We start from the raw sequence: 25,779 nt of genomic DNA, 5'->3' as shown, positions 1-25,779 counted from the left end.
GGAGGATTTACGACACGGGGCCCCCAAGCTACAGGTTCGCAGAATGTTCCAGAGAGATTTCGTATGACCGGTGTGACGATGGCCTTGTTTGGAGTGGCGGCCTTGCTGGTTGGCCTGGCGATCGGTTTCCTGCTCGGGATTCGCGGCACGGCGCAGGCGCGCGCCGAGCGCGATGCGCGCAATGAGGATTTCAAGCGCGCGATCGTCGATTTGGCGAGCGCCGAGGAACGCGCGCGCGAAACCGCCCAATTGCGCACCGAGCTTGCCGCGATCCGGGATGAACGCGATGTCGCACGGCTGGAAAATACTGCGCTCAAGACGCATAGCGCGGCGTTCGAAAGCCGCCTCGCCGAAATGCGCGAGGCCGATGAAGCGCGGCTCCAGATGGTGCGCGAAACGCATGAGGCGCGCATTGCCGAATTGCTCCACGCCAAGGACTTGCTCGCAACACAGTTTGCCGAAGTGTCGAACAAATTGCTCAACGAAGCGCAGGAGGTTTTCCTCAAGCGCGCCGACGAACGCTTCCGCCAGTCCGAGGAAACCGCCGGGCAGAACCTCAAGTCGATGCTCCAGCCAGTCAGCGACCGCTTGCTGAAATATGAGGAAGCGGTGACCAAGGTCGAAAGCGAACGGTTGAGCGCGTTCGATCAGCTCAAGGGGCAGTTGGAGGGGCTTCGCGTCGGGCAGGAAAAGGTCTCGTCGGAGGCGGCCAAACTGGTCAATTCGCTGCGCAACGCGCCCAAATCGCGTGGGCGCTGGGGCGAGCAGCAGTTGAAGAACGTGCTCGAAAGCTGCGGCCTGTCCGAACATACCGATTTTCAGACCGAAGTGTCGGTTTCGGGCGGTGACGAGGGCGGACGGTTGCGGCCCGATGCGATCGTCACCGTGCCGGGCGGGCGCAGCCTGGTGATTGACGCCAAGGTTTCGCTCAATGCCTATCAGGATGCGTTCGGCGCGGTCGACGAGGCTGAGCGCGCGCGCGGGCTGGCGCTGCATGCGGCATCAATGAGGGCTCACATCAACGCGCTCGGAAATAAAGCTTACTGGAGCCAATTTCCCGACGCTCCCGACTACGTCATCATGTTCATTCCCGGAGAGCATTTTCTTTCGGCTGCGCTTGAGCAAGATGACAAGCTGTGGGACTTCGCGTTCGACAAGCGTGTGCTGCTGGCGACCCCGACCAATCTTATCGCGATCGCGCGCACGGTGGCGGCGGTGTGGCGGCAGGAGCGGCTGGCCAAGGAAGCGGCCGAGATTGGGCGGCTGGGCAAGGAAATGCACGACCGTTTGGCGAAGGTGGCCGACGACTTGCGCAAGGTTGGTGCGGGGCTCAACAGCGCGGTCAACAATTTCAACAGCTTCTCCAACTCGTTCAACGGCCGCCTGATGGTGACGGGGCGCAAGTTCCGCGATCTCAACATCGAAACCGGCGCGCGCGAGCTGGAGGATGTCGCCCCGGTCGAAGCGCTGGCGCGCTATAGTGACAGCGAACCGCTGCAACTGGCGGAGCCGAGTGTGGTGTCGGTGGGGGAGGCCGAGGCCAACACATAGGGGGTGTACGCCCGCGCTGCGCGCTCTTCCTCCCCTCCCTGGAAGGGAGGGGATTGAGGGGTGGGTTGGCCCGTTATCGAGCGTGACACTCGCCATCAGCCTACCCGCCCCCAACCCCTCCCTTCCAGGGAGGGGAGGAAGAAGGGGAAGAGCAAGCCCCCCACACACGCAAAACGCCGACACCCCTGCGGAGGTGCCGGCGTCCGACGTCTTTTAAAAGCGATCCAGGAGGGATCAGGCCTTCATGTGGCCTGCCAGGTGCTTGTTCATTTCGAACATCGTCACCTTGTCCTTGCCGAAAACCTTCTTCAGCTTTTCGTCCGCGACGATCTCGCGCTTGTTCTCCGGGTTCTGGAGATTGTGCGCCTTGATATAGGCCCACACCTTGCTGATGACTTCGCTACGCGGCAGCTTGTCGGTGCCGACGATCGCGCCGAGCTCGGCCGAGGGGGTGATGGGCGCGAAGATGCCGCCGGTCTTGGGCGCATCGCTCTTCGCGGTTGGGGTCTTGGCCATTATGTGTCCTTCCTGAGTGTCGTTACAACCGACATCGGTTTCACGCCTTGAATAGCGCTGCGCTCCTTGTGCGCTGCCTTTTTGCCCTTGTCACGCCTTACAATGCCCTGAAATGCGTCGGTTTCGGGGTTGTAACGCAAAAAGGCCCGCTCTCCGGTTCGGAAAGCGGGCCGTTACGCCACAAAAGCGTCGCTCAGAATTTGAAGCGGATCGTCCCGCCATAGGTAACGGGCTGGTTGGGATAGGCCGAAACGCTGCCTGATTGCGCCACCGACGAGAAGATCGTCGTGATATAGTGGTTGTTGGTGACGTTGCGGCCCCAGGCCGAAACTTCGAGCCCGTTCTCGAACTGCAGCGTCGCGGCAAGGTTGAGTTCCTTGACCTCGCGTTCGAGGGTGATGACGCCTTCGGCGATCTGCACCGGCGTTTGGTAATCAAAGTCGCCGCGCAGCAACAGCTTCATCCCGTGCGACAGCGGTTGGGTATAAGTGGCCCCCATCGATGCCGAGAATTCAGGGATGCCGGCCGGGCGTGTTCCGGACAGGTTGACCGGCCCGACCGTATAGGTGCCCGCGACGATCGCGCCGCCATTGGGGAAGGAGTCGTACTTCGGGTCGAGATAGGTCACCGCGCCGTTGAGCGTCAGCCGCGGCACCGGGGTCACGCTGCCATCGAACTCGACCCCGAAGGTCGATTGCTTCGGCGCATTGAGCAGCGAGAAGCCGGTCCCGGTGAAGACGTTGCTCTGGAAACCGGTAATCTGCTGCTGGAACACCGCCATGTTGAAGGCGAAGTTGCGATATTGTCCCTTGATGCCGCCTTCGATCACGCGCGACTTTTCAGGGCCTGCAAAACGCGAGCCCGAGCTGAGATTGACGACGGCAAGCCCGGCAGTACGCAGCGCGACGAGATCCGCCGCAGTCGGGCGGCTGTCGCGCGAGAGGTTGACCGAGCTCGCCTTGAAACCCGTCGCATAGGTGACATAGGCGTTCAGGTGGTTGTCGAGCTTGTACGCCGCGCGCAACGTGTAGGAGAAGTTGCTGTCGCTGGTCTTGCCGGGTTCGACCGCGTTGGGCACGTTCTGGAACGGCGGCAGGAATTGCAGCGGGCGCAGCGCCGCGAGCGGGTTGGCCGCAGGGTTGTTCTGGTTGGCGTTGGCGTTGGCCTGCGCACCTGCGTTGATCGCACTGAAGGCCGCCGGATTGGCACCTGCGAACGCCCCGATCTCGGCTGCGGTGGCCGAGCGACCAAGACCCAATTGCGTACCGATCAATTGGGCGAGGCCGCCCTGGTAGAGCAACTGGTTGCGGAACGGCGCATATTGCGGCGCATCGAAGTTGATGCCGGAAAATACGTCGGTGCTGACAACGTTGGTCGAGAAGTGCTTGCGGTCGTCGGTATAGTTGAACCCGGCGGTGAGCGTCAGCCGGTCGACCGGCTTGAAATCGGCGGTGCCGAAGATCGAGAAGGATTCGTCCTTCAGCGCATAGGATTCGTTCAGGCCGTCGCCGGTGCGGAAGAAGGTGCCGGTATATTTCGCCGGATTCCCTTCAAGCGCGCCAAAGGTCGTTTCCAGCGTGGCGACGCTCAATGCACCACCGGTCGCGCCCTGGATCAGCGCATTGCCATAGGGGCGGAATTGCGAACCGAACGTGATCTGGTTCTTCTGGTTGATCTTTTCGTTGAAATAGAAGCCGCCGAGCAGGAAGTTGAGCGGTCCCTCGAAATCGGTGGCGAGACGCAGTTCCTGCGTGAACGTATCGATCCCGACATTGGCCGAATTCCGCCCGATCAGATCGGCACCGGTGAAATCCGAATCCTGGTTGGTGGCACTCTTCACTTCGCGATAGGCGGTGATCGAGGTCAGTGCGACCTTTCCGAGGTTGTAATCGGCCTGAACCGATCCGCCGTAATTCTCGATTTTGTTGCTCGACAGGAAGTTGTTGTACACCTTGTACGAGAACACGTTCTGCGGATCGAGCCCGTTACCACCGGCCAGCGCCTGCACGATCGCGCCGGTCGCGCCATTGATGAGATTGCCGGCCACGCAGCAATTTTCGTCAATCTTGTCGTAATCGCCGATCACGCGGATCTTGAAGTCGGCATTGGGCTGGAACAGCAATTGCCCGCGAACGCCCCAGCGGTTGCGATCGTTGACGTTGGTCTTCTGCAAGGCGTCATAGGCGTACCCGTCGCGACGGTTGTAATTGCCGCCGATGCTGAAGGCGAGCGTATCGCTGATGGGACCGGTGACGGCCGCCTTCAGGACGACGGCGTTGTAATTGCCATAGGTCGCCTCGGCATTGCCCGCGAATTTGAAGGCGGGCTCGGCGGTGACGATGCTGATGATGCCCGCCGAGGCATTCTTGCCGAACAGCGTCGATTGCGGGCCGCGGAGCACTTCGATGCGCTTCAGGTTGGGCAAATCGGAAATCTGCGCGGCCGATCGCGAGCGGTACACGCCGTCGATGAATACGCCGACCGAAGGCTCGATCCCGGCATTGTTGGCACCGTTGCCAAAGCCGCGGATGATGAAGTTGGTGTTCGCCGAGCTCTGGAGCTGATTGACGCGCAGCGACGGCACGACGCTTTGCAAATCCTTCAGATCGCGAATTTGCGCTTGCTCGATCGTTGCGCCACTGGTTACCGACACTGCAACAGGCGTATCGAGCAACGTCTGCTCGCGCTTGGTTGCGGTGACGACGATGTCATCGCCATCGGGCGTGGTTTGGGGCGCAGGAGCCGGGGGAGGAGTGGTTTGCGACAGGGCGGGCGTGGCAGAAAGCATCGCCAAAGCCGACGCTGCAAGCAATTCGAACTTCTTCATGATGGCATCCCCTTGATGGTCAGCCCCAATCTCATGTCGGGTGCTGGTTTTCGAATGTACGGTTTGTGAAATAGCGTGTCGTTGAATCGCCCGTCAATGACATAATAATAGGGAAACTGCGGCATACGCCCGCTGTGTTCAAAATAGAACAGTTTCCAGGGCGACTGGAATTCATGTTGCAGTACGGCGAAACGCATTTGCCGTAACGTCAATCGCACGGATCGGGGTAAGGGAAGATAATGAACGATAGTTCCGATGCAGGCGGCGACGGCGATCTGGTGGCCGGACCGGCGAAGATTCCGGTGCCGGAGGAGGTCGCGGCAGCTGTTCGCACGCTGATCCGCTGGGCCGGGGACGACCCCGCGCGCGAGGGTTTGCGGGAGACGCCGCAACGAGTCGCGCGGGCGTGGAAGGAATATTGTTCGGGCTATGCCGACGATCCGGCAGTCCATCTGGCGCGGATCTTCGAGGAAGTGGGCGGCTATGACGAGATCGTGCTGCTGAAGGACATTCCGTTCCAGTCGCATTGCGAACATCACATGGCCCCGATCATCGGCAAGGCGCACATCGCCTATCTTCCGGGCAATTACGTCGTCGGCATCTCGAAGCTGGCGCGCGTACTCCACGCCTTTGCCCGCCGCCTGCAAGTGCAGGAGCGGCTGACGGCGGAGGTCGCGGATTGCATCTGGGACAATCTCAAGCCGCTGGGTGTGGCGGTGGTGATCGAGGCGAGCCATGCCTGCATGACTGCGCGCGGGGTGCGGACGCCAGGCGTTGCGATGGTCACCAGCCGGATGATGGGCGTGTTCCGCGACGACGAACGCAGCCGCAAGGAAATCCTCGCCTTGATGGGATGCTGATCGCAATGCCGCGCACCGTGCTGGTGACTGGGGCGGCGCGTCGCCTTGGGGCGGTGATTGCGCGGCATCTGGCGGGCGAGGGCTGGCGCGTCGCAATCCATCATCTGCATTCGGCGGAAGATGCGGACCGGCTGTCGGCGGCCTTGCCCGGCTCAACGGTGCTGACCGGCGATCTGTCCGACGCGGAAGTGCCGGGGGCGTTGGTCGAGGCCGCGCGGGCGGCGTTTGGCGGGCCGCTCGCGGCGGTGGTGAACAGCGCGTCGCTCTTCGACTATGACACGCCGCCGCGCATCGGCCGGGCGTTGCTGCGCGACCATTATGCCGTCAATCTCGAGGCCCCGGTGCTGCTGGCCAACGCCCTGGCGGAGCAGCAGGATCTGACGGAGGGAGCGGTGGTCAATTTGCTCGACCAGAAGATCGCCAATCTCAACCCCGATTTCTTCTCTTATACCTGCGCCAAGCTCGCCCTTGCGGGCGCGACGACGATGCTGGCGCAGGCATTGGGGCCGCGCATCCGCGTCAATGCGGTGTCGCCCGGCCTGTCCTTGCCCAGCGCCGACCAGAGCGACGCCGAATTTGCCGCAGCGGCGCGCAAGAACCCGTTGCAGCGTCCGGTCGATCCCGTCGATATCGCCCGCGCGGTCGCCTTCCTGCTGGAGGCGCGGGGCGTGCAGGGGCAGACTGTGTACGTCGATTGCGGCCAGCGCTTCCTGCCGCGCGCGCGCGACGTGATGTTCGAGGGGCGGGTATGACGGTTCGGTTCACCACCATCCTCGAGGGTCTCGAAGTGACGATGGGGCTCGGCATCCATCCGCACGAACTGGCGGCGCGGCAGCGCGTGATCGTGTCGGTGCGGATGGAGGTGGTCTATCCCGCGCCCCCCGCCGAAGACCGCATCGATGCGGTGCTCGATTATGATTTCGTGCGCGCAGGCGTGCAGGCGCTGGTCGCCGACCGCCATTTCCATTTGCAGGAAACGCTGTGCGAGGCGATCGCGGCGCTGTGTCTTGCAGACCCGCGCGTCGAGCGCGTGACGGTGCGTACGTCGAAGCCGGACGTGTATCCCGATGCGGCGGTCGGGTGCGAGATTGTGCGCGGGCGGTAGCGCACATCCGGTCTTGTCCGATTGCCCCCGTTCGGGCTGAGCCTGTCGAAGCCCCCCTCGCCTGAAGCGAGGATCTGGGGCCTGCGAAGACGGGCCCTTCGACAGGCTCAGGGCGAACGGGAAGGGCGCTACGCCCTATTCGCGGCGCTGAGCACCGCGCGCACCGAGGCGGTGGCGATATCGGCATCGATGCCGACGCCGAACACGGTGCGTCCGTCGCCGGTGCGGCATTCGACATAGGCCGCGGCCTGCGCATCGGCACCATGGCCGATGGCATGTTCGCTATAATCGACCACGTCGAGCTGCGGGCCGGTGGTTTCGCCGAGCGCCGCGATGACGCCCGAGATCAAGCCATTGCCGCGCCCGGAGATCGAGCGTTCCTCGCCATCGACCGCGACATGGCCGACGAACAGGCGGTCGCCGACGCTGCCGCTCTCATTATAATCGAGCAGACGGAAGCGATCCTCGCCGCGCGCCAGATAGGTCGCCTCGAACAGGCCCCAAATATCGCTCGCGTTCATTTCGCGGCTGGTCTCGTCGGCGAGGCGTTGGACGTGGCGGCTGAAGTCGGCCTGCAGGCGCTTGGGCAGTTTCAGGCCCTTATCCTGTTCGATCACCCAGGCGACGCCGCCCTTGCCGGACTGCGAATTGACGCGGATCACCGCTTCATAGCTGCGGCCGAGATCGGCCGGGTCGATCGGCAGATAGGGAACTTCCCACAGCGTATCGTTCTTGGCTTCCTGCGCAGCAAAGCCCTTCTTGATCGCGTCCTGATGGCTGCCCGAGAAGGCGGTGAACACCAGATCGCCCGCATAAGGCGTGCGCGGATGCACGGGGAGCTGTGTGCAATAGGTAACGGTGTTGACGATCGCGTCGATGTCCGAAAAGTCCAGTTTCGGATCAAGCCCTTGCGTGTACATATTGAGCGCGACGGTGACGAGGTCGCAATTGCCGGTGCGCTCGCCATTGCCGAGCAGGCAACCCTCGACGCGGTCGGCCCCCGCCATCAGCCCGAGTTCTGCGGCGGCGACGCCGGTGCCGCGATCGTTATGCGGATGCAGACTGAGCGCGACGCAATCGCGGTTGCGGATGTTGCGGCCGAACCATTCGATCTGGTCGGCATAGACATTGGGCGTCGCGCATTCGACCGTGGCGGGCAGGTTGAGGATGAGCTTGTGGTCGGGCGTCGGGCGCAGCACGTCCATCACGGCTTCGCAAACCTCCAGGCTGAAATCGAGCTCGGCAGTCGAGAAGGTTTCCGGGCTATATTCGAAAAACCAGTCGGTGTCGGGCTGGGCGGCGGCCTGGTCGCGCAGGATCATCGCGCCGTCGATGGCGATCTGCTTCACCTCGGCGCGAGTCATGCCGAACACGATCTTGCGCCAGGCCGGGCTCACCGCATTGTAGAGATGGACGATCGCCGCGCGCGCGCCGCGCAGCGACTGGAAGCTGGTTTCGATCAAATCGCGGCGCGACTGGGTCAGCACCTGGATCATGGTGTCGTCGGGGATGCGGCCGCTTTTGACCAGCCCCGAGATGAAATCGAATTCGGTCGCGCCGGCGGCGGGGAAGCCGACTTCGATTTCCTTGATGCCGACCTTGACGATCAGGTCGAACATCCGGGTCTTTTTCTCGGCGTCCATCGGGTCGATCAGCGCCTGGTTGCCGTCGCGCAGATCGGTCGAGAGCCAGCGCGGGGCGGTGGCGATCGTCTGCGACGGCCAGCGCCGATCGGGCAAGTCGATGGTGGGGAAGGGGCGGTATTTGGTCGAAGGGTCACGCAGCATGGTTGGTCTCGCTCGGTATCGCGGATCGACGTTTGGGGCGGTCTGTCCCTTAGGCGGGTCGCGGCGCAGCCCGTGGGCGCGCAGCGAGGGGCGCGCCTAAGGGCGCGTAAGTCGAAGCAGCGAAAGAAGCAGAGCCTGCGTCATGGTCGCGGCGCGTTAGCAAGTCACGGGGTAGGCTGTCCAGTCCGGGATTCAAACAGGCGGTCGAAAGGACTGTTGGGCAGAAACCACAGCACCGCCACCAGCATCGCGCAGGCAATGCCGAGCCAGGGCGAGACGAAGCTGAGCGGCATGCCCGCCACATAGAGGAGGATCGCGACGATACCCTTGCGCAGCGTCGCCACGTGATAGCGAGTGGCGCGTACGCCTTGCACGCCGGTTGCGCGGATCACGCGCTGTAGCCAGGCATAAGCGATGGACGGAACGAACATGGTGACGAGATAGACGAGCGTCGCATCGCGGCTGAAATGCTGCTCGCCGAGATAGGCGGTCGAGAACGGCACCAGCGACAGCGCGAACAGCAGCGCCATGTTCGACCAGATCAGACCGTTGCTGACCACGCTCGCATGGCTAAACAGCCGGTGATGGTTGGACCAGTATAGCGCGACGTAAAGATAGCTGAGCGCGTAAGCGAAGAAGATTGGCCATAGCGACCATAAATGCCCGAGCCCCGCCGCCACCGGCGGGTGCAGCTCGAGCACCATGATGGTGACGATAATCGCGATCACCCCGTCCGAAAACGCCTCGACGCGGCCCACGCCGGGGCGGCCTTCGGTGTCCTCGGACGGGGGGATCGTTGGGCTCACTGAAGCTCGAACGCTGCGTTGATGGCCAGCACGGTTTCATCCGACACGACCGGCACATATTTGCTGACACCGAAGTCCGAACGATGGATCACCATCCGGCCAAGGAATCCGATCGAGGCCTTCTTGCTCATCGGGTTGGTCGCCGCGCCGAACAGCTTGGCGCGGAAGGTGACGGGCTTGGTCACGCCGTGCAGCGTGAGCGTGCCGTCAACCGCCACCGCGTCGCCGCTGATCTGGGTGACCTTGGTCGAATGGAAGGTTGCAGTCGGGAATTTGGCGGCGTCGAACCAGTCGGCGCTTTTCAGTTCGCCGGTCAGCACGCTGCTGGTGGTCTGCACGCCGGCGATGGGCAGGGTGACGTCAAGCTGGGTCTCGGCGGGCTTGGCCGGATCGAGCTTGAGCGTGCCGCTGGCATCCGAAAAGGTGCCGGCATACGGCGAAATACCGAAATGGCTGACGCTGAAGGTCACCTGGGTGTGGTGTGGCTCAACCGCATAAGTGCCCGCCTTGACGTCGGTAACGGTGCCGGCACCGTGGAACATTTCGGGCGGTGCCATCTGCGCGACGACGGGGGCACCAAAGAGCAATACGGCGGCGGTGGCGGTGTAGAGATGGGTAAGGCGCATTGCGGTCTCCTGTTACGTGGGGCGCAAATGCGGTGCAACAGGCGGAAGCGTCAAACGCCGTTTCGGCAACGATCCGTTTCGTAGAGGGCGCGTGACGCGCCCTCCACCGGAGCCTAGGGATGCGGCTCAGTTCTTGGTCTGGTCCACCAGCTTGTTGGCGCCGATCCACGGCATCATCGCGCGCAGTTCGGCGCCGACCTTCTCGATCGGATGCGCGGCGGCCTGCTTGCGGGCGGCCTTCAGCTCGGGTTGGCCGGCGCGGTTGTCGAGCACGAAATTCTTGACGAAGCGGCCCGACTGAATGTCGGCGAGGACGCGCTTCATCTCGGCCTTGGTCTCGTCGGTGATGATGCGCGGGCCGGTGACGATGTCGCCATATTCGGCGGTGTTGCTGATCGAATAGCGCATGTTGGCGATGCCGCCTTCATAGAGCAGATCGACGATCAGCTTGGTCTCGTGCAGGCACTCGAAATAGGCCATTTCCGGGGCGTAACCGGCCTCGACCAGCGTCTCAAACCCGGCCTGGATGAGGTGGGTGATGCCGCCGCACAGCACGGCCTGCTCACCGAACAGGTCGGTTTCGCACTCTTCCTTGAAATTGGTCTCGATGATGCCCGAGCGACCGCCGCCGACGCCCGATGCGTAAGCGAGGCCGATGTCATGTGCGTTGCCGCTCTTGTCCTGATGGATCGCGATCAGGCAGGGGACGCCGCCGCCACGCACATATTCGCTGCGCACGGTGTGGCCGGGGCCCTTGGGCGCGATCATGATGACGTCGAGATCGGCGCGCGGTTCGATCAGGCCGAAATGCACGTTGAGGCCATGCGCGAAAGCGATCGTCGCGCCCCGCTTCAGGTTCGCGTGGAGATCGTCGGCATAAATGGCGGCCTGATGCTCGTCGGGCGCGAGGATCATGGTGATGTCGGCCCAGGCAGCGGCTTCGGCATTGGTCATCACCTTGAAGCCCGCGTCGGTCGCCTTCTTGGCGGTGGCAGACCCGGCGCGCAATGCGATGGCGATCTCCTTGACGCCCGAATCGCGCAGGTTCTGGGCATGGGCATGGCCCTGGCTACCATAGCCGACGATGGCGATCTTCTTGGTCGAGATCAGGTTCAGATCGGCATCGGCATCATAATAAACGCGCATTCTTTGGTTCCCTATCAAAGCCCTCTCCCCGTGGGAGAGGATACGAAGACTTGGCGGCTTTGCCGCCTAGTCGGAGTTGGTGAGGGTGATGGGTTGGGGCACCGTCGCCCTCACCCTCCCACCGCTTCGCGGCGGGCCCCTCCCTCTCCCGGCGGGAGAGGAGTATTCATTTCAAATCGCCCGCTTCAAATCGCCTTGTCGCCGCGGGCGATGGCGACGATGCCGGTGCGCGCGACTTCGCACAGTCCGACCTGTCGCATCAGCGCGATGAAGCCATCGATCTTCTCGCGCCCGCCGGTGAGTTCGAACACGAAGCTGTTGATGGTGGTGTCGACCACGCGCGCGCGGAACACATCGGCGAGGCGCAGCGCCTCGATCCGGTGTTCGCCGTGCCCGGAGACCTTGAGCAGCGCGAGTTCGCGCTCGACATGCGGCCCGAGCGCGGTGAGATCGGTCACCGAATGCACCGGCACCAGCCGGTCGAGCTGCGCCATGATCTGTTCCATGACATGCGCGCTGGCCGAGGTGACGATGGTGATGCGGCTGACGGCCTGGTCGGCGGTGACGTCCGACACGGTCAGGCTCTCGATATTGTAACCGCGCGCGGTGAACAGGCCGGCGATGCGGGCGAGAATGCCCGGCTCGTTATCGACCATCACGGCCAGCGTGTGCCGCTGCGTTTTTTCTTCGGTGATATGCATTAGACCAGCGCCTTCGCTTCGTCGTCCATTTCGCCCGACACTTCGCTCGATGCGAGCATCATGTCGGTATGGGCTGCGCCTGAGGGGATCATCGGGAAGCAGTTGGTGAGCTTCGCCACGCGGCAATCCACCAGCACCGGCCCATCATGATCGAGCATCGCGGCGATGCCGGCATCGAGCTGATCATTGCCCTCGATGCGGATGCCCTTCCAGCCATAGGCTTCGGCCAGCTTCACGAAATCGGGCAGCGTGTCCGAATAGCTTTCGGCATAGCGGCTCGAATAGGTCAGTTCCTGCCACTGGCGGACCATGCCCATATATTCGTTGTTGAGGATGAAGATCTTGACCGGCAGGCGATATTGCATCGCCGTCGCTAGTTCCTGAATGTTCATCTGGATCGAGGCTTCCCCGGCGATGTCGATCACCAGCGCCTTGGGGTTGCCGAGCTGCGCGCCGATCGCGGCGGGCAGGCCATAGCCCATCGTGCCGAGGCCACCTGAGGTCAGCCATTTGTTGGGCGCTTCGAAGCCGAAATGCTGGGCGGCCCACATCTGATGCTGGCCGACTTCGGTGGTGATGATCGGGCTGCGCTTGTGCGTCGCCTCCCACAACGCGCGGATCGCGCGTTGCGGCATGATTTCGGGGCCGGTCTCGGCGAAATCGAGGCTCTTCACCGCGCGCCAGCCTGCGATCATCCGCCACCATTCGGCGAGATCGGGCTTGGGATGGCGGCGTGCCTTGAACACGCGCACCATGTCTTCCAGTGCATGGCCGACATCCGCCACGATCGGCAAATCGACGCGGACGTTCTTGTTGATCGACGAGCGGTCGATATCGACGTGGATCTTCCGCGAATAGGGGCTGAACGCGTCGAGCCGCCCAGTCACGCGATCGTCGAAACGCGCGCCGAGACACAGGATCAAGTCAGCCTTGTTCATCGCCAGATTGGCTTCGTACGTGCCGTGCATCCCGAGCATCCCGAGCCATTGCGGCCCGCTTGCCGGATAAGCACCCAGGCCCATCAGCGTCGAGGTGACGGGTGCACCCGTGATCCGCGCCAGTTCGCACAGCAATTGGCTGGCCGCGGGCCCGGCGTTGATGATGCCGCCGCCGGTGTAGAGGATCGGGCGCTCGGCCGCGGCGAGCATATCCATCGCTTGCTCGATCGCGCCCTGGTCGGCCTTTACCTGCGGGCGATAGGTCTTGTGGCGGATCGGGCCGGGCTTGGTGTAACGCGCGGTGGCGACCTGCACATCCTTGGGGATATCGATCACGACCGGGCCGGGGCGACCCGAGGTGGCGATGTAAAACGCCTCGTGGATCGTCGCGCCCAGCGTGGCCGGGTCCTTCACCAGATAATTGTGCTTGGTGCAGTGGCGCGTGATGCCGACGGTATCGGCCTCCTGAAAGGCATCGGTGCCGATCAGTGCTGTCGGCACCTGGCCGGTGATGACCACCATCGGGATCGAATCCATCAGCGCATCGGTGATGCCGGTGACGGCATTGGTCGCGCCGGGGCCCGAGGTAACGAGAACGACACCGGGCTTGCCGGTTGAACGGGCATAGCCCTCGGCGGCATGCGTGGCGGCTTGTTCGTGGCGCACCAGAATATGCTTGATCCGACCGCCCGCAGCATTGTGCCGGAACAGCGCGTCGTAAATCGGCAGGACCGCACCACCGGGATAGCCGAAGATGACCTCCACGCCGAGATCGCCCAGCGCCTCGATCAGGATGTCTGCTCCGCTTTTCTCGGTCACGTTTCGTCTCCTTTCGCGCTGCGGCCTTAGCAGCGTTGGAGCGGCGCTGCTAGTTGCACGAAATGTACGTGTCAATCGCTAACTGCGTAATAAAATATCCATTTCATGCATTAGATCGATTGTTTCTAACGCATGACTGCGCCGCCAGCACGCCGGAGGCTGGTTGCGGAACCAGGTATATTGCCGTTTGGCATATTGCCGGGTAGCGACGCACGTTAGATCAAGCGCTTGATCTTCGGTCATTTCTCCGGCCAGCACCGCCGTCAGTTCCGGTACGCCGATGGCACGGCGGATCGGTGCGGCGGGGGCAATGTCGGGGCGATCGCGCAACGCCGCGACTTCCGCGCGGGCACCGTCGGCAAACATCGCCGCCGCGCGGGCATCGCAACGCGCCATCAGCCAGTCGCGATCGGGCAGCAGGACCAGCGCGGCGAGTGCGACGCGGTCGCCGATTCCGCCGCTGCGCGCCGCTTGCCAGTCGGCGAGGGGCTTGCCGGTCGAGCGCACCACTTCCAGCGCTCGCGCCACCCGCGTGGTGTCGGCGGGGGCGAGCCGGGCGGCGGCGGGCGGATCAAGCACGGCAAGTGCGGCATGGGCCTCGGCCACTGGCAGCGCGCGGACCTCCTCGCGGATCTGCGGATCGATCTCCGGCACGGGCGCGATGCCGTCGAGCAGGGTGCGCAGGTAGAGCCCGGTGCCGCCCACCAGCACCGGCAGCTTGCCCGCAGCGTGCGCAGCATCGATCTCGCGCGCGGCCGCGTTTGCCCAGCGGGCGGCAGAATAGCTGTCCGCGCCATCGACATGGCCGAACAGACGATGCGGCACGCGCGCTTCGTCCTCAGCGGTGGGGCGTGCGGTGAGGACGCGCAAATCCCGATAGACCTGCGCCGAATCGGCATTGATGACCACGCCGTCGTGTCGCTCCGCGACGGCAATCGCGAGAGCGGACTTGCCGCTGGCGGTCGGCCCTGCGATGAGCGCGAGCCTTGGGAGGTGACGTGTGTTCATTGCGACGCTGATAGCATCGGATCATCTGGCTGCAGGGGAAATTTCGACGGCGATGGACCGGCTCGAAGCGGCTGGCTGTGCGCCGGTCGCGCAGGGCTGGATCGAGCCGGGCAAGGCGGCCGACATTGCGTTCGGCCTGGCCTCGGATGCCGCGCGCACGGCGCTGGAGGGCGCGTTTCCCGGTATCGACGTGGTCGTGCAGCAGGCTGAGGGCCGTGAGAAGAAGCTGCTCGTCGCCGATATGGATTCGACGATGATTACCGTCGAGTGCATCGACGAACTCGCCGATTATGCCGGGATCAAGCCACAGATCGCGGCGATTACCGAAGCGGCAATGCGCGGCGAACTCGATTTCGAAGGTGCCCTCGATGCGCGCGTCGCGTTGCTCGCCGGGCTTAACGAGGCGGTGATCGAGCGTTGCCTGGCCGAACGCGTGACGATCATGCCCGGTGCCGTTGCGTTGATCGGCACGATGCGCGCGCGCGGGGCGACCGCCATCCTTGTCTCAGGCGGTTTCACCCGCTTTGCCGAGCCGGTGGCGGCGCAGATCGGGTTTCACCGCGCCATCGCCAATCGGCTCGAGATTGCGGGCGGGGCGCTGACCGGCACCGTGACCAAGCCGATCGTCGGCTCCGACACCAAATTGCAGACGCTGTTGGCGGCGATGGCCGAGCTGAACTTGCCGCCCGAGGCTACGCTGGCGGTGGGCGATGGTGCCAATGACCTGGCGATGATCCGCGCCGCTGGCCTGGGCGTCGCGTACCACGCCAAGCCGGTCGTCGCTGGAGCGGCGGATGCGCGAATCGACCAGGGTGATCTGTCCGCCTTGCTGTACGCGCAGGGCATTCCCCGCGCGGAATGGGTCGGCGCGTAACGCGCTATGGGTTGACCGGCACGCAGGGGCGCACTGCGCCGCAAGCCGCCGCCGCCGCCGCGCGCGAAGGGTAGGGCCCGACCAGCACGCGCGTCAGCGCGCCGCTCTTGACGTAGCTGACGCTCGCCCCGGCAAACCGCCCGCTGACTTGGCCCCATAGTTTGCGGGCATTGCCGGGATCGCCGAATGCGCCAAGCTGAAGGTGCCAGCCGCCACGCCCGGCCGCCGGGGCGGGAGCCGCTTCAGCCACTGCGGCGGCACGGGGCGGTACGCGCGGCTTTGTCGGCTTGGCGGCGGGCGGCGGGGCGAGCGCGACGATCTGGGGCCGGTTGCCGACGTTCGGATCATATTGCGACGGCGGCAAGTCGGTGGCGCGCATCGCGGTGCTGGTGCCGCGCCCGGAAATTTCGGGCGGAAGCTGCGGGCGTTGCGCCTCGGCTTCATATTGGCGGGCGAGCAGTAGCCCCTGCTGGCGCTGCTCGGTCGGGATCAGCGTATCCATTTGCGCCTGCACTTCGGACGCGCCGGGCGTGCTGGCAGCCGCCGAGCGCACCAATAGCGCATAAGCGCGCGGCCAGTCCTTCGTGACGCTGTCGCCATTGAACAGCATCGTCCCCAAAACCAGCTGGGCACGCGGCTCACCGCGTTTCGCCGCCTTTTCGAGCCAGGGCAGCGCCTCGGCGCGCTTTTTCTGGTCGAACAGCACTAGGCCATATTTCGCTTCCGCCTCGGCATGGCCCTGCAGCGCGGCCTTGCGGAACCAGCTTTCGGCCATCGGAATGTCGACCGGAACGCCGCGCCCGAGCGAATAGGCTTGACCCAGGTTGAATTGCGCATCGGCATCGCCCGCAATGGCCGCGGGACGCCATTGGTCGACGGCTTTCTTATACTCGCCGCGGCTCCAGGCATCGACGCCCTCGCGCACATCCGCAACGGCGGGTGCCGCCACAGCACCGCCTGCGAGCAAGAGCCCGGCCATGCCGAGGATTAGCGCGTTGCGCATAACAATGGTCCCGTCCCGTTTCTTCAACCGATCATGCCCTGTAGCCGCATCATGGCAAAGATTTTGTTACCCACGCTCATCCTAAAGGGGGAGCAGGCCCCCCACCGTTAACCGTTCCTTGAGGGATGGCATGGCAGGCATGGCTCTCGAATAGCGGGAGTGAAAGGGGCTCATGCGCGTCCTCGCGATGGCATCTCAAAAAGGCGGATCGGGCAAGACGACCTTGTCCGGGCATCTGGCCGTTCAGGCGCAGCTCTCCGGGGCTGGCCCCGTCGTCCTGATCGACATCGATCCGCAAGGGTCGCTGTCGGATTGGTGGAACGAGCGGCAAAGCGAATTTCCCGCCTTCGCCCAGACCACGGTCGCGCGGCTGGCGGCCGATCTGGAGGTGCTGCGTCAGCAGGGCTTCCGCCTGGCCATGATCGACACGCCGCCCGCCATCACCATGGCGATCCAGAGCGTGATTGCGGTGGCCGAGCTGATCGTCATCCCCACACGCCCGAGCCCGCACGATCTGCGCGCGGTCGGGGCCACGGTCGATCTGTGCGAACGCGCAGGCAAGCCGCTGCTGTTCGTCGTCAATGGCGCGACGCCCAAGGCGCGGATCACCTCCGAAGCCGCAGTCGCGCTGTCACAGCATGGTACGGTCGCGCCGATCACGGTCCACCATCGCACCGATTTCGCGGCCTCGATGATCGACGGGCGCACGGTCATGGAGGTCGATGGCAACGGCAAATCGGCGCAGGAAATCCGCGATCTGTGGACCTATATTTCCGACCGCCTCGAAAAGAATTTCCGGCGCACCGTGTTCGCCGCCCCCAATGTCGCCAATGGTTTCGGGGCGCAGCGCCCTGCAGCGGGTGGTTTCGGCCGCCGGGTGGTGAGCTGACATGAACATGTTCGGCCAACAAAAACCGCTCGCTTCGCTGTCCTCGACGCTGCTCGCGCGCAAGGGCCAGGCCAAGCCCGCGATGCGCCCGCAGGGCTTTGGCGGGTTCGGCACGATGCCGGGCGCGCAGGATGATCTCGGCTGGAACGACATGGGCGGCGATCATCCGCCGGTGGTGGAGCCCGCGCCGGTCGTGGCGGCGGTCCCGCCGGCCCCGGTCCCTTCGGTTTTGATCCAGCGCGAGGTGCTGCGCGAAGAATTTGCCGCGCCCGAGCCGGTCGAACCCGCACGCCCGATCGCGATGAAGCCGGTATCGGTCGCCACCGCCAGCCGGATCGAACGCGAAACCAAGAAGAAGCACGGCAAGAGCCGCCCGAAATCGGCCTTCACGCTGCGGCTCGACCAGGATCGCCACCTGCGGCTGCGGCTGGCCAGCGCGCTGCATAATGCGTCGGCGCAAACGCTGGTGACCGAAGCGCTCGACCACTTCCTGCAATCCCTGCCCGAAGTCGAGGATCTGGTGCGCCAGCTCCCGACCCGGGCAAAGCGCTGACAACCCTGAAGGGGGAGATACGATGAAGACTCGGTCCGCCATCACTTTCGGTCCCCTGACATTGGGGGTCGCGCTCTGTCTCGCTGGCGGCACGCTTGCCGCCGTCACCACCGCGACGATCGCCGCAGCCAGCGCGCGCGAGCAATCGCGTGCGGAAAAGCAAGGGCGTGTGGAATTTGCGGCTGCGCAAGCCGCGCTCTCACATGGTAAATTCGACGTTGCGATTCGGCACGCCGAGGCGGCGGTTGGCGATCAGCCGCAGGTCGCGGCCTATCGCCTGTTGCTTGGCCAAAGCTACCTGAAGGGCGGCCGCTTTGCCTCGGCGCGCGATGTCTTCGCCGATGTGCTGTCGCTCGACGATAGCAACGGCAAGGTCGCGCTGAACCTGGCGCTCGCACAGATCGCGACGGGCGATTGGGCTGGCGCGCGCAAGACGCTCGACACCCATGCAGCGACGATCCCGGTTGCCGATCGCGGCCTCGCAATCGCGCTGGCAGGCGATCCGGCGACGGCGGTCGAAGTGCTGGAGCCCGCCGCCCGCGCGCCCGAGGCCGATGCCAAGATCCGCCAGAACTTCGCGCTGAGCCTGGCCCTTGCCGGGCGCTGGCGCGAGGCGCAGACGGTGGTGGCGATGGACGTCGCCCCCGCCGATGTCGCCAGACGCATCCTCGATTGGTCGAGCTTCTCGCGCCCGACTTCGGCGTCGGATCAGGTCGCGACCTTGCTTGGGGTGCGGCCCGCGGTCGATCCCGGCCTGCCGGTCGCGCTCGCTTTGAACGGCGGTCGTCCCGCAGCGACCGCAATGGCCGCAGCCGAGGCACCGGTCGATGCCTTCATGCCCGGCAAGGTTGAGGCCGCGTCCGCGCCAGCACCCACGCCCGCACCGGTCGCCGTCGCCGCAGCCGAGCCGGACGCGAAGCCCGTCATTGGGCCGAGCATCGCCGGTGTGGTGTTCGCCGAACGCAAGGAAGTCGTGCAGGCGCTGCCCGTGTCGGTCGCCGAGGCCCGCGCAAAGCGTGGCGCGATTGCGCCGCGCGCGGCGGTTGCCGTCGCTTCGGCACCGCGTGCTGTCGCCAAGGGCAGCTTCTATGTCCAGCTTGGCGCCTATGAGACCGCAGGCGTGGCGCATGATGCCTGGGGCCGCGTCTCGCGCCGCTTTGCCGGTTTCGCCGGGCGCACGCCGCAGGGCATGAGCGTCACGACCAAGGGCAAGAGCTTCTATCGTCTGTCGGTCGGCGGCTTCGCGCGCGGCGATGCGGTGGCGCTGTGCCTGGGCTATCGCGCGACGGGCGGAAGCTGCTTCGTGCGCGCAGGCGCTGGCGACCAAGTTGCGATGTGGGCCAAGGGTCGCGAACTGGCGTCGCGCTAAGCCTTATGCGGGCAGGGGGAGCGCGGTGCCGCCCTTGAACACCCGCACCACCTTGCCCTGAACCGGCAACCCGTCGAACGGCGTGTTCCCGGCCTTGGCGTGCAGGCGATTGCCATCGATTTGCCACGGGGCATGCGGATCGAGCACGAGCAGGTCGGCGGGTGCCCCGATGGCGAGCGTGCCGGTGGCCACGCCCAGGACGCGCGCGGGATTGGCGGCGAGCAAGGCGAACAGCCGCTCCATCGTAATGGTCCCGTCGCGCACCAGCCCCAATCCCAAGGCGAGCAGGGTCTCGGCACCCGCCATTCCCGATGCGGAATCCGCGAAGGGCAGGCGTTTTTCCTCGGGGCCATGCGGATCGTGGCCGGAACACAGCACATCGATCGTGCCATCGGCCAGCGCCGTCAGCGCCGCTTGCCGGTCGCTTTCCGACCGCAAGGGCGGCGACAGATGCGCGAAGGTACGGAAATCGGTCATCGCGATGTCGGACAGCATGAAATGGGCAGGCGTAATGCCGCAGGTGACGCGCACGCCGCGGCGCTTGGCCGCGCGGACCAAATCGAACCCGGCGGCGGTCGTGACTTGGCGGATGTGCAGCGCAGCGCCGGTTTCCTCGGCCAGCATCACGTCGCGGGCGATGGCCAGCGGCTCGGCAATGGCCGGGGCGGCGGGCAGGCCCATGCGCGTCGCGGTTTCGCCTGCGGTCGCCACCGTGCCCGCCGTCACGCCGCCATCTTCGGCATGGGTGATGACGGTCAGCCCGAGATCGCCAGCATAAGCCAGCACTTTGCGCATCACGCCCGAATCGGCGATCCAGCCTGCACCGGTGCCGACCGCGCGCGCGCCCGCATCGCGGTTGATCGCCATTTCGGCGAGGTCGGTGCCCGCCAGCCCGCGCGTTGCCGCGGCGATCGGGTGAATCCACAGGCCGGGGCGCCCGATCAGCGCGGCGCGCTGTACGATGCCGGGGTCGTCGAGCACGGGCGACTGATCGGGCATCAGACCGACGCGGACGATGCCACCGGCATGAAAGGCGGGAAGATCGATCGCGAACACGCCCAGATCTACGATCGCCGGGGCCAGCACCAGGCCGCCGCAATCGATCGTCTCGATCCCTTCGGGCACTTCGATCAGGCCGGTCGCGACGATCGTATCGCCCTCGATCAGCACGCCGCCCGCCGATACGCCTGCAACCGGGCAGACCAGCGTCGCGTTGAGCAGGGCCAGCATCCGGCTCATGCCCAGCGCGCCACGCCGCGCGAGCGCCGCGTCAAGACGTCCAGACAGGCCATACGCACCGCCACCCCCATTTCGACCTGTTCGGTGATGGCCGAGCGGGCATGATCGGCCACGACCGAATCGATTTCGACGCCGCGGTTCATCGGCCCCGGATGCATCACCAGCGCATCGGGCTTGGCGCGCGCGAGTCGCTTTTCGGTGAGGCCATAGCGCAAATGATATTCGCGGTTGGACGGCACGAAGCCGCCATTCATCCGCTCATTCTGCAAGCGCAGCATCATCACGACATCGGCACCGTCCAGCGCTTCGTCGAAATCGGTGAAGGGGGTGACGCCCATCCGCTCGATCGCGGCGGGCATCAGCGTGGTCGGCGCGCACACGCGCACTTCGGCGGCAAGTGCGGTCAGCGCGAGGATGTTTGAGCGCGCCACGCGGCTGTGCAGCACGTCGCCGCAAATCACCACGCGCTGCCCCGCGATCGACCCGCGCCGTCGGCGGATCGTCAGCGCATCAAGCAATGCTTGCGTCGGATGTTCATGCTGTCCGTCACCGGCATTCAGCACCGGGCAATCGACCTTGCCCGCGATCAGCCGCACCGCGCCCGAGGACATGTGGCGGATGACGATCACGTCGGCACGCATGGCGTTGAGCGTCATCGCGGTGTCGATCAGCGTCTCGCCCTTTTTTACCGAACTTTGCGCCGCGTGCATGTTGACGACATCGGCACCCAGCCGCTTGCCGGCGATTTCGAACGACAGCAGCGTGCGGGTCGAATTCTCGAAAAAGGCGTTGATCTGGGTCAGCCCGCCGAGTCGTTTATCGCTGATCGCGCGCGTGCGGTTGGCGGCGACCCAGCCATTGGCCTCATCGAGCAGAAACACGATTTCGTGCGGTTGCAATCCCTCGATTCCGGTCAAGTGCCGGTGCGGGAACACGGCACGCCCAGGGATGAGCGAGGCGGGGCGGTGATCGGAGGGCTGCATCGAGAGTGCCGGGTAGCCGCGCAGGCGCACGGTGGCAAGGTGGGCCTTTCAGTCGCTCGCTCAAATGATAATGTTCGATAAGATTTCATTAGGATAGGACAGATACGCAGACGTAGCGTCAATTGGGATGCTGGGGTGGGGGATCGTATTGATTGGGCGTGCGGTTCTGTCGGAGGAGCATCGCGAACTCGACGCGTTGGCCAAGCGAATCCTTGTCGAGATTGCGGGCGATGGCCCGAGCGTGGAATTGTCGTCGCTGCGCTGGCGGCTCAATCGCGTGCTGACCAAGCACCTCGCGCTGGAGGATCAGCTTCTCTATCCGATTTTACGCGCGAACCCGGTGACGGCTTCGCTGGCAGAGCAAGTGCTAAAGGAGGTTGGTGGGACCGCAGCCACCTATACTGCCTATCACGCGGCGTGGCCGATCGAGCGCATTCAGGAGGATTGGGAGGCATTTCGCGCCGCAACACGCGATGTCATGACCTTGCTGCGGCGACGCATTTTGCGCGAGGAGCGCGATCTTTTCCCACGCGCCTCCTGGCCCGGGGCGGACGGCCGCTAAACCGCCACCAGCGCGTCGATCGCGCCCTGCAAAATATACGCCGCCGCCATCTTGTCGACCAGTTCGGCGCGCTTGGCGCGGCTGGCGTCTTGTTCGATCAGCGTGCGCGTGACCGCGACGGTCGACCAGCGTTCGTCCTGCAGGAAGATCGGGAGTTCCAGGTCCGCCATGTTGCGGGCAAACGCGCGGCTCGACTGGCTGCGCGGGCTTTCGCTGCCGTCGGAGAGGTTGAGCGGCAGGCCGATGACGATGCCCTTCACCTGCTGCGCCGCGATCAGCTCGGCGAGCGCGATTTTGTCCTTCTGGAATTTGGTGCGGCGGATGAGCAAAGCGGGCGAGGCGAAACTCCACCCGGCGTCGCAGAGCGCGGTGCCGATCGTCTTGGTGCCGACGTCGAGGCCGATCAGGCGGCCACCGGTGGGGAGGGCTGCGCGGAATTCGGTGCGGTCGGTGGTGATCATGCGCACGTTCCGTTCGTGCTGCGCGTGTCGAAGCACAGCTCTCCAAACGCGACCCGCGCGCTTGCGGAGACGCGCCCTTCGACAGGCTCAGGGCGAGCGGGGTGGGGGGACGGCATCATTTCTTGTCGAACGCCGCCAGCCGCCGCGCCGCATCGGCGCGCACGTTCGCCCAGAACAGGCTGTAGTCATAGACGTGGTAATTGTTGCCAGGCAGCACATAGCCGCCGAGCGCGGGCGGCGCGCCGATCAGCAACAGGCCGCGCGCGTCGCAGCGCGCGGGGACACGTTTGGGCTCGATCGTCGCGCTGGCGAGATCGGGGGCGGGGAACAGCGTGCCGAGATTGGCCTCGGCAGGGGCGGCGGCATCGGGTGTGCCGGTCAGCGGATTGGTGCAGATCATCGGCGTGCCGCGGCGCGGCTTGCCGTCGGTGCCGCTGCTGGCGGCATAGGCATCGAGGATCAGCGCCGGATCGGCGGGTTCGGCGAAGCTTTGCCACGATAGCAGGCACCCGGCCTGATCGGCGGTGCGGCATTCGGGCAGGCCCAGCATCGGCACATCGACCGTGCGCGAGACCGGCCAGCCGATGAGATAGGCCGCGACGATGCGCTTCGCGAGCGGCTTGCCCGCGACCTTCTCGCGCAGCAGCCGCAGGAGGTGGAGTGCGCCCTGGCTGTGCCCGGCGAGGATGATTGGGCGATCTCCGGCTTGCGCGAGGAAGGCGTCGAAGGCGGTGGAAACATCGCCATAAGCGAGGTTCAGCGCCTGATTGGCGGCGGCTTGCGTCGTCAGGAACGCACCGAAGGTCGCCTGGCGATAGCGCGGTGCCCAGACCGCGCCGATTTCGTTGAAGGCACTCGCCTGCGCGCGCAGGAAGAGGTCTGCACGGGCATTGGCCTCGGCATCGTCGAGCGGCGCATTCCAGCGTGCGCGGTTGAGGTAGGAGGTCGGGTGGATGAAGAACACCGCCGCCTTGCTGTCCTTGCCCGGGGTATAGCCAGCCGGGGTCCATAGCGCCGGATTGCCGGGCTTGTCGGGTCGCGCGAGCCACATGTCGGCACGGCCATAGGCAGCGGCGGGCTCAGGCGGCAGCGCAACGAAGCTGGCGCGGGGCACCATTGCCAGCCGGATCAGATCGACGCCCCAGATCGCATAAGCGAACGCGCCCGCGATCACGAGCACGATCAGGACCGAAAAGGCATAAAGGAATTTGCGTGCCACGCGCGGGGTCAGCCTTTCTGGAGGAGCGATGCACTGGTCATGCGATTTCCGTGCAGCAGGACGACGGCGCTTGCAATCGCCTTGGCGCTGGCGTTCGGTCCGGCGCGACTGTTGGGGAGCATGGCGATGGACCGATCGGGCGATTTCGAAGCGGATGCGGGATGGCGGTTGCGGCCGCTGGTGCTGGGTGTCGTGGGCGCGCTGGCGGCAGTGGCTGTGCAGCAATTGCTCGATCGCGGCGCGCCGTTTCGCTATCCCCCGATCGAGCCGGACGCGTGGCGCGTCGCGCTCACAACGGCGGTCGGCACCGGCGCTGCCAGCTTCGGCTTCGCGCTGGAGTGGCGGCGGGCGCATTGGGCGGTGCTGTTCGGGCTGGTGGTGGGTGCGGTCGCCGGGCTTGTGTTCTACTGGAATGGCGGCGGCTGGGGCCTGTGGCGCGACTGGCACAGCGCCAGCCTGTTCCTGTCGATCGCCATCGCCGTGCCCTTGTTCCAGACGGCGCGGGACGAGGCGGGGTTGCGATTCCCTTATGCCGATGTCCATGGGCACGCCTGGACCAATGTCGTCTTGTGGTGCGCGTGCTGGCTGTTCACGGGCGTGGTGTTCACGCTGGCATGGCTGTTGGCGTCGCTGTTCGATCTGATCGGACTGCATTTCCTGCGCGATCTGTTGCAGCATAATTGGTTCAATGCGCTGCTGTTCGGCGGCAGTTTCGGCGCGTCGCTCGGGCTGCTGCGCGAGCGCGACGGGGTGTTGCGGCTGTTGCAGCGCGTGGTGACCGCGGTGTTGGCGGTGCTGGCGCCGGTGCTTGGGCTGGGGCTGCTGGTGTTTCTCGTCGCCTTGCCGTTCACCGGGCTGCATGCGCTGTGGGAGGCGACCAAATCGACCACGCCGATCCTGCTGAGCTGCGTGATCGGCGCGCTGATCCTGGCCAATGCGGTGATCGGCAATGGCGAGCAGGAGGAATTGCGCAATCCGGTGCTGCGTGTCGGCGCGATGGTGCTGGCACTCGCCGTGCTGCCGCTGGCGGTGATCGCGGCGATCGCGACGGGGCTGCGCATCGACCAATATGGCCTGACGCCTGATCGGTTGTGGGCATTGGTGTTCGTCGCTTTGGCGACGGCTTATGGTGTTGCCTATCTGGTCGCTTTGGCGCGGGGGCGGATGCACTGGGGTGCGTGGGTGCGGCCGAGCAATTTGCGGCTGGCGTTCGTCGTCGCGGGTGTCGGGCTAGTGCTGGCGACGCCGCTGCTGAGCTTCAACGCGCTGTCGACCGCCGATCAGGTCGCGCGGCTCGAATCTGGCAAGACCGCGCCCGAGAAATTCGACTGGGCGGCGCTGGCGTTCGATTTCGGCGATCCCGGCAAGGCGGCGCTGAAGCGGCTGGCGGGATCGAAGAACCCGGTGATCGCGGCGCGCGCCAAGGGGGTGGGGAAGGAAACCAATCGCTGGGACGTGGCGGCGATCGACCGCACGCAGACCGATGCTGATCTGCTGGTGAAGCGGTTGCGCGTGCTGCCGGTGGCGGTGCCCGTGCCGCTCGCCTTGCGGACCAAGCTCACCGATTGGCAGGGATGCGGGACGGGTCGTAAGGATCGCTGCACCTTGCTGTACACGCCAGGTGCAAGCGAGGCGGTGTCGATACAGGAAAGCTGTATCGACGATTTGGTGCGCGATCCGGGGGCGCAAAACACGTTTGCGGTCCGGGTGCTGCGATCGGGCTGCGGTGGTTCGCGCTATCGGCTGACGGGCGATACATGGCAGCGCGTCGATGAAAACACGCGAGCGCCGCTCACGTCCGCCGAGCGCGCTGCACTGAAAGCGGGGGAAGCGGCAGGCAAGGTGGAGATCCGCTCCGTGCCCGCGCGTCGCGTCTTTGTCGGGGGCGTTCCGGTCGGCGATCCGTTCGAATAGGTTGCGCAACGCTTGGGCGCTCT

General features: G+C 65.2%; 25 protein-coding genes. 10 read left to right on the top strand and 15 right to left on the bottom strand.

What is annotated here, in order from left to right; all coding sequences use genetic code 11:
- Positions 1-63 precede the first annotated feature (63 nt).
- A complete protein-coding gene (gene rmuC / locus EJC47_RS05015; RefSeq protein ID WP_126845725.1) occupies positions 64-1,551 on the top strand; it encodes a DNA recombination protein RmuC in 1,488 nt (495 codons plus the stop codon).
- Between the two features lie 234 nt (positions 1,552-1,785).
- On the opposite strand, the gene EJC47_RS05005 is transcribed toward rmuC, so the two are convergent.
- The 3 genes from EJC47_RS05005 to EJC47_RS04995 form a co-directional block, all read right to left on the bottom strand.
- A complete protein-coding gene (locus EJC47_RS05005) occupies positions 1,786-2,067 on the bottom strand; it encodes an SWIB/MDM2 domain-containing protein (protein ID WP_010403256.1) in 282 nt (93 codons plus the stop codon).
- Positions 2,068-2,260: 193 nt separating this feature from the next.
- Positions 2,261-4,894 carry a TonB-dependent receptor gene (locus EJC47_RS05000; protein ID WP_126845724.1) on the bottom strand — a complete coding sequence of 878 codons (2,634 nt, stop codon included), beginning with the start codon at positions 4,892-4,894 and terminating at the stop codon, positions 2,261-2,263.
- Positions 4,891-5,091: a hypothetical protein gene (locus EJC47_RS04995; RefSeq protein WP_033965009.1), complete on the bottom strand. Its 201-nt coding sequence runs from the start codon at positions 5,089-5,091 to the stop codon at positions 4,891-4,893. The genes EJC47_RS05000 and EJC47_RS04995 overlap by 4 nt, the downstream gene beginning before the upstream one ends.
- Positions 5,092-5,133: 42 nt before the next feature.
- Here EJC47_RS04995 and folE point away from each other — a divergent pair, with 42 nt between their 5' ends.
- Genes folE through EJC47_RS04980 form a run of 3 tightly spaced genes read left to right on the top strand, consistent with a single transcriptional unit; the run spans position 5,134 to position 6,859 of the window.
- Complete coding sequence (gene folE / locus EJC47_RS04990) at positions 5,134-5,754, top strand: GTP cyclohydrolase I FolE (protein ID WP_033965008.1); 621 nt, start codon at positions 5,134-5,136, stop codon at positions 5,752-5,754.
- Between the two features lie 5 nt (positions 5,755-5,759).
- The gene (locus tag EJC47_RS04985) at positions 5,760-6,506 is read left to right on the top strand and encodes an SDR family oxidoreductase (protein ID WP_033965011.1); all 747 of its coding nucleotides are present in this window, start codon (positions 5,760-5,762) and stop codon (positions 6,504-6,506) included.
- Positions 6,503-6,859, top strand: a complete 357-nt coding sequence (locus EJC47_RS04980) for a dihydroneopterin aldolase (protein WP_126845723.1) — start codon at positions 6,503-6,505, stop codon at positions 6,857-6,859. Before EJC47_RS04985 ends, EJC47_RS04980 begins: the two co-directional genes overlap by 4 nt.
- A 128-nt stretch (positions 6,860-6,987) precedes the next feature.
- Here the strand turns inward: EJC47_RS04980 and leuA are convergent, their stop codons facing one another.
- The 7 genes from leuA to miaA form a co-directional block, all read right to left on the bottom strand.
- On the bottom strand, positions 6,988-8,646 hold the full coding sequence (gene leuA / locus EJC47_RS04975) for a 2-isopropylmalate synthase (protein ID WP_126845722.1): 1,659 nt from the start codon (positions 8,644-8,646) through the stop codon (positions 6,988-6,990).
- Positions 8,647-8,810: 164 nt separating this feature from the next.
- The gene (locus EJC47_RS04970) at positions 8,811-9,452 is read right to left on the bottom strand and encodes a TMEM175 family protein (RefSeq protein ID WP_260591478.1); all 642 of its coding nucleotides are present in this window, start codon (positions 9,450-9,452) and stop codon (positions 8,811-8,813) included.
- A complete protein-coding gene (locus EJC47_RS04965) occupies positions 9,449-10,078 on the bottom strand; it encodes a YceI family protein (RefSeq protein WP_126845721.1) in 630 nt (209 codons plus the stop codon). Before EJC47_RS04965 ends, EJC47_RS04970 begins: the two co-directional genes overlap by 4 nt.
- A 126-nt stretch (positions 10,079-10,204) precedes the next feature.
- On the bottom strand, positions 10,205-11,224 hold the full coding sequence (gene ilvC, locus EJC47_RS04960; RefSeq protein ID WP_126845720.1) for a ketol-acid reductoisomerase: 1,020 nt from the start codon (positions 11,222-11,224) through the stop codon (positions 10,205-10,207).
- A 185-nt stretch (positions 11,225-11,409) separates the two neighbouring features.
- Positions 11,410-11,925, bottom strand: a complete 516-nt coding sequence (gene ilvN, locus EJC47_RS04955; RefSeq protein ID WP_010403246.1) for an acetolactate synthase small subunit — start codon at positions 11,923-11,925, stop codon at positions 11,410-11,412.
- Complete coding sequence (locus EJC47_RS04950) at positions 11,925-13,682, bottom strand: acetolactate synthase 3 large subunit (protein ID WP_126845719.1); 1,758 nt, start codon at positions 13,680-13,682, stop codon at positions 11,925-11,927. Before EJC47_RS04950 ends, ilvN begins: the two co-directional genes overlap by 1 nt.
- 78 nt (positions 13,683-13,760) lie before the next feature.
- Positions 13,761-14,690 carry a tRNA (adenosine(37)-N6)-dimethylallyltransferase MiaA gene (miaA, locus tag EJC47_RS04945; protein ID WP_126845718.1) on the bottom strand — a complete coding sequence of 310 codons (930 nt, stop codon included), beginning with the start codon at positions 14,688-14,690 and terminating at the stop codon, positions 13,761-13,763.
- On the opposite strand from miaA, the gene serB reads away from it, so the two are divergent.
- On the top strand, positions 14,683-15,564 hold the full coding sequence (serB, locus tag EJC47_RS04940) for a phosphoserine phosphatase SerB (protein WP_126845717.1): 882 nt from the start codon (positions 14,683-14,685) through the stop codon (positions 15,562-15,564). The two genes, miaA and serB, sit on opposite strands and share 8 nt — an antisense overlap.
- A 4-nt stretch (positions 15,565-15,568) precedes the next feature.
- On the opposite strand, the gene EJC47_RS04935 is transcribed toward serB, so the two are convergent.
- Positions 15,569-16,567: an SPOR domain-containing protein gene (locus EJC47_RS04935; RefSeq protein ID WP_126845716.1), complete on the bottom strand. Its 999-nt coding sequence runs from the start codon at positions 16,565-16,567 to the stop codon at positions 15,569-15,571.
- 172 nt (positions 16,568-16,739) lie between these two features.
- On the opposite strand from EJC47_RS04935, the gene EJC47_RS04930 reads away from it, so the two are divergent.
- The 3 genes from EJC47_RS04930 to EJC47_RS04920 are packed head-to-tail and all read left to right on the top strand — an operon-like array spanning position 16,740 to position 19,378.
- Entirely contained in the window at positions 16,740-17,456 is a 717-nt protein-coding gene (locus tag EJC47_RS04930) for a ParA family protein (protein ID WP_010403240.1), read from the top strand.
- A 1-nt stretch (position 17,457) separates the two neighbouring features.
- Positions 17,458-18,009: a hypothetical protein gene (locus tag EJC47_RS04925; RefSeq protein ID WP_126845715.1), complete on the top strand. Its 552-nt coding sequence runs from the start codon at positions 17,458-17,460 to the stop codon at positions 18,007-18,009.
- 22 nt (positions 18,010-18,031) lie between these two features.
- Entirely contained in the window at positions 18,032-19,378 is a 1,347-nt protein-coding gene (locus EJC47_RS04920) for an SPOR domain-containing protein (protein ID WP_126845714.1), read from the top strand.
- Positions 19,379-19,381: 3 nt separating this feature from the next.
- Here the strand turns inward: EJC47_RS04920 and EJC47_RS04915 are convergent, their stop codons facing one another.
- Both EJC47_RS04915 and EJC47_RS04910 read right to left on the bottom strand, forming a co-directional pair.
- A complete protein-coding gene (locus tag EJC47_RS04915) occupies positions 19,382-20,617 on the bottom strand; it encodes a dihydroorotase (RefSeq protein ID WP_126845713.1) in 1,236 nt (411 codons plus the stop codon).
- Positions 20,614-21,600, bottom strand: a complete 987-nt coding sequence (locus EJC47_RS04910) for an aspartate carbamoyltransferase catalytic subunit (RefSeq protein WP_126845712.1) — start codon at positions 21,598-21,600, stop codon at positions 20,614-20,616. Before EJC47_RS04910 ends, EJC47_RS04915 begins: the two co-directional genes overlap by 4 nt.
- Before the next feature lie 148 nt (positions 21,601-21,748).
- Between EJC47_RS04910 and EJC47_RS04905 the strand changes: the two genes are divergently transcribed.
- Positions 21,749-22,162: a hemerythrin domain-containing protein gene (locus EJC47_RS04905; RefSeq protein WP_185867563.1), complete on the top strand. Its 414-nt coding sequence runs from the start codon at positions 21,749-21,751 to the stop codon at positions 22,160-22,162.
- Here EJC47_RS04905 and ruvX read toward each other — a convergent pair.
- Positions 22,159-22,623: a Holliday junction resolvase RuvX gene (gene ruvX / locus EJC47_RS04900; protein ID WP_126845710.1), complete on the bottom strand. Its 465-nt coding sequence runs from the start codon at positions 22,621-22,623 to the stop codon at positions 22,159-22,161. The genes EJC47_RS04905 and ruvX overlap by 4 nt on opposite strands.
- A 115-nt stretch (positions 22,624-22,738) precedes the next feature.
- Positions 22,739-23,842 carry a DUF3089 domain-containing protein gene (locus tag EJC47_RS04895; RefSeq protein WP_126845709.1) on the bottom strand — a complete coding sequence of 368 codons (1,104 nt, stop codon included), beginning with the start codon at positions 23,840-23,842 and terminating at the stop codon, positions 22,739-22,741.
- Between the two features lie 39 nt (positions 23,843-23,881).
- On the opposite strand from EJC47_RS04895, the gene EJC47_RS04890 reads away from it, so the two are divergent.
- Positions 23,882-25,756 (top strand): DUF4153 domain-containing protein, encoded by a 1,875-nt coding sequence (locus EJC47_RS04890; RefSeq protein WP_126845708.1) that lies wholly within the window; start codon positions 23,882-23,884, stop codon positions 25,754-25,756.
- Positions 25,757-25,779 lie beyond the last annotated feature (23 nt).

It is taken from the genome of Sphingomonas sp. TF3 (assembly GCF_003985085.1).
In the GTDB taxonomy this organism is placed as follows: Bacteria; Pseudomonadota; Alphaproteobacteria; order Sphingomonadales; family Sphingomonadaceae; genus Sphingomonas.
Note: the sequence above shows the minus strand (reverse complement) of the source record. Positions and strands in the feature narration are given on the sequence as shown.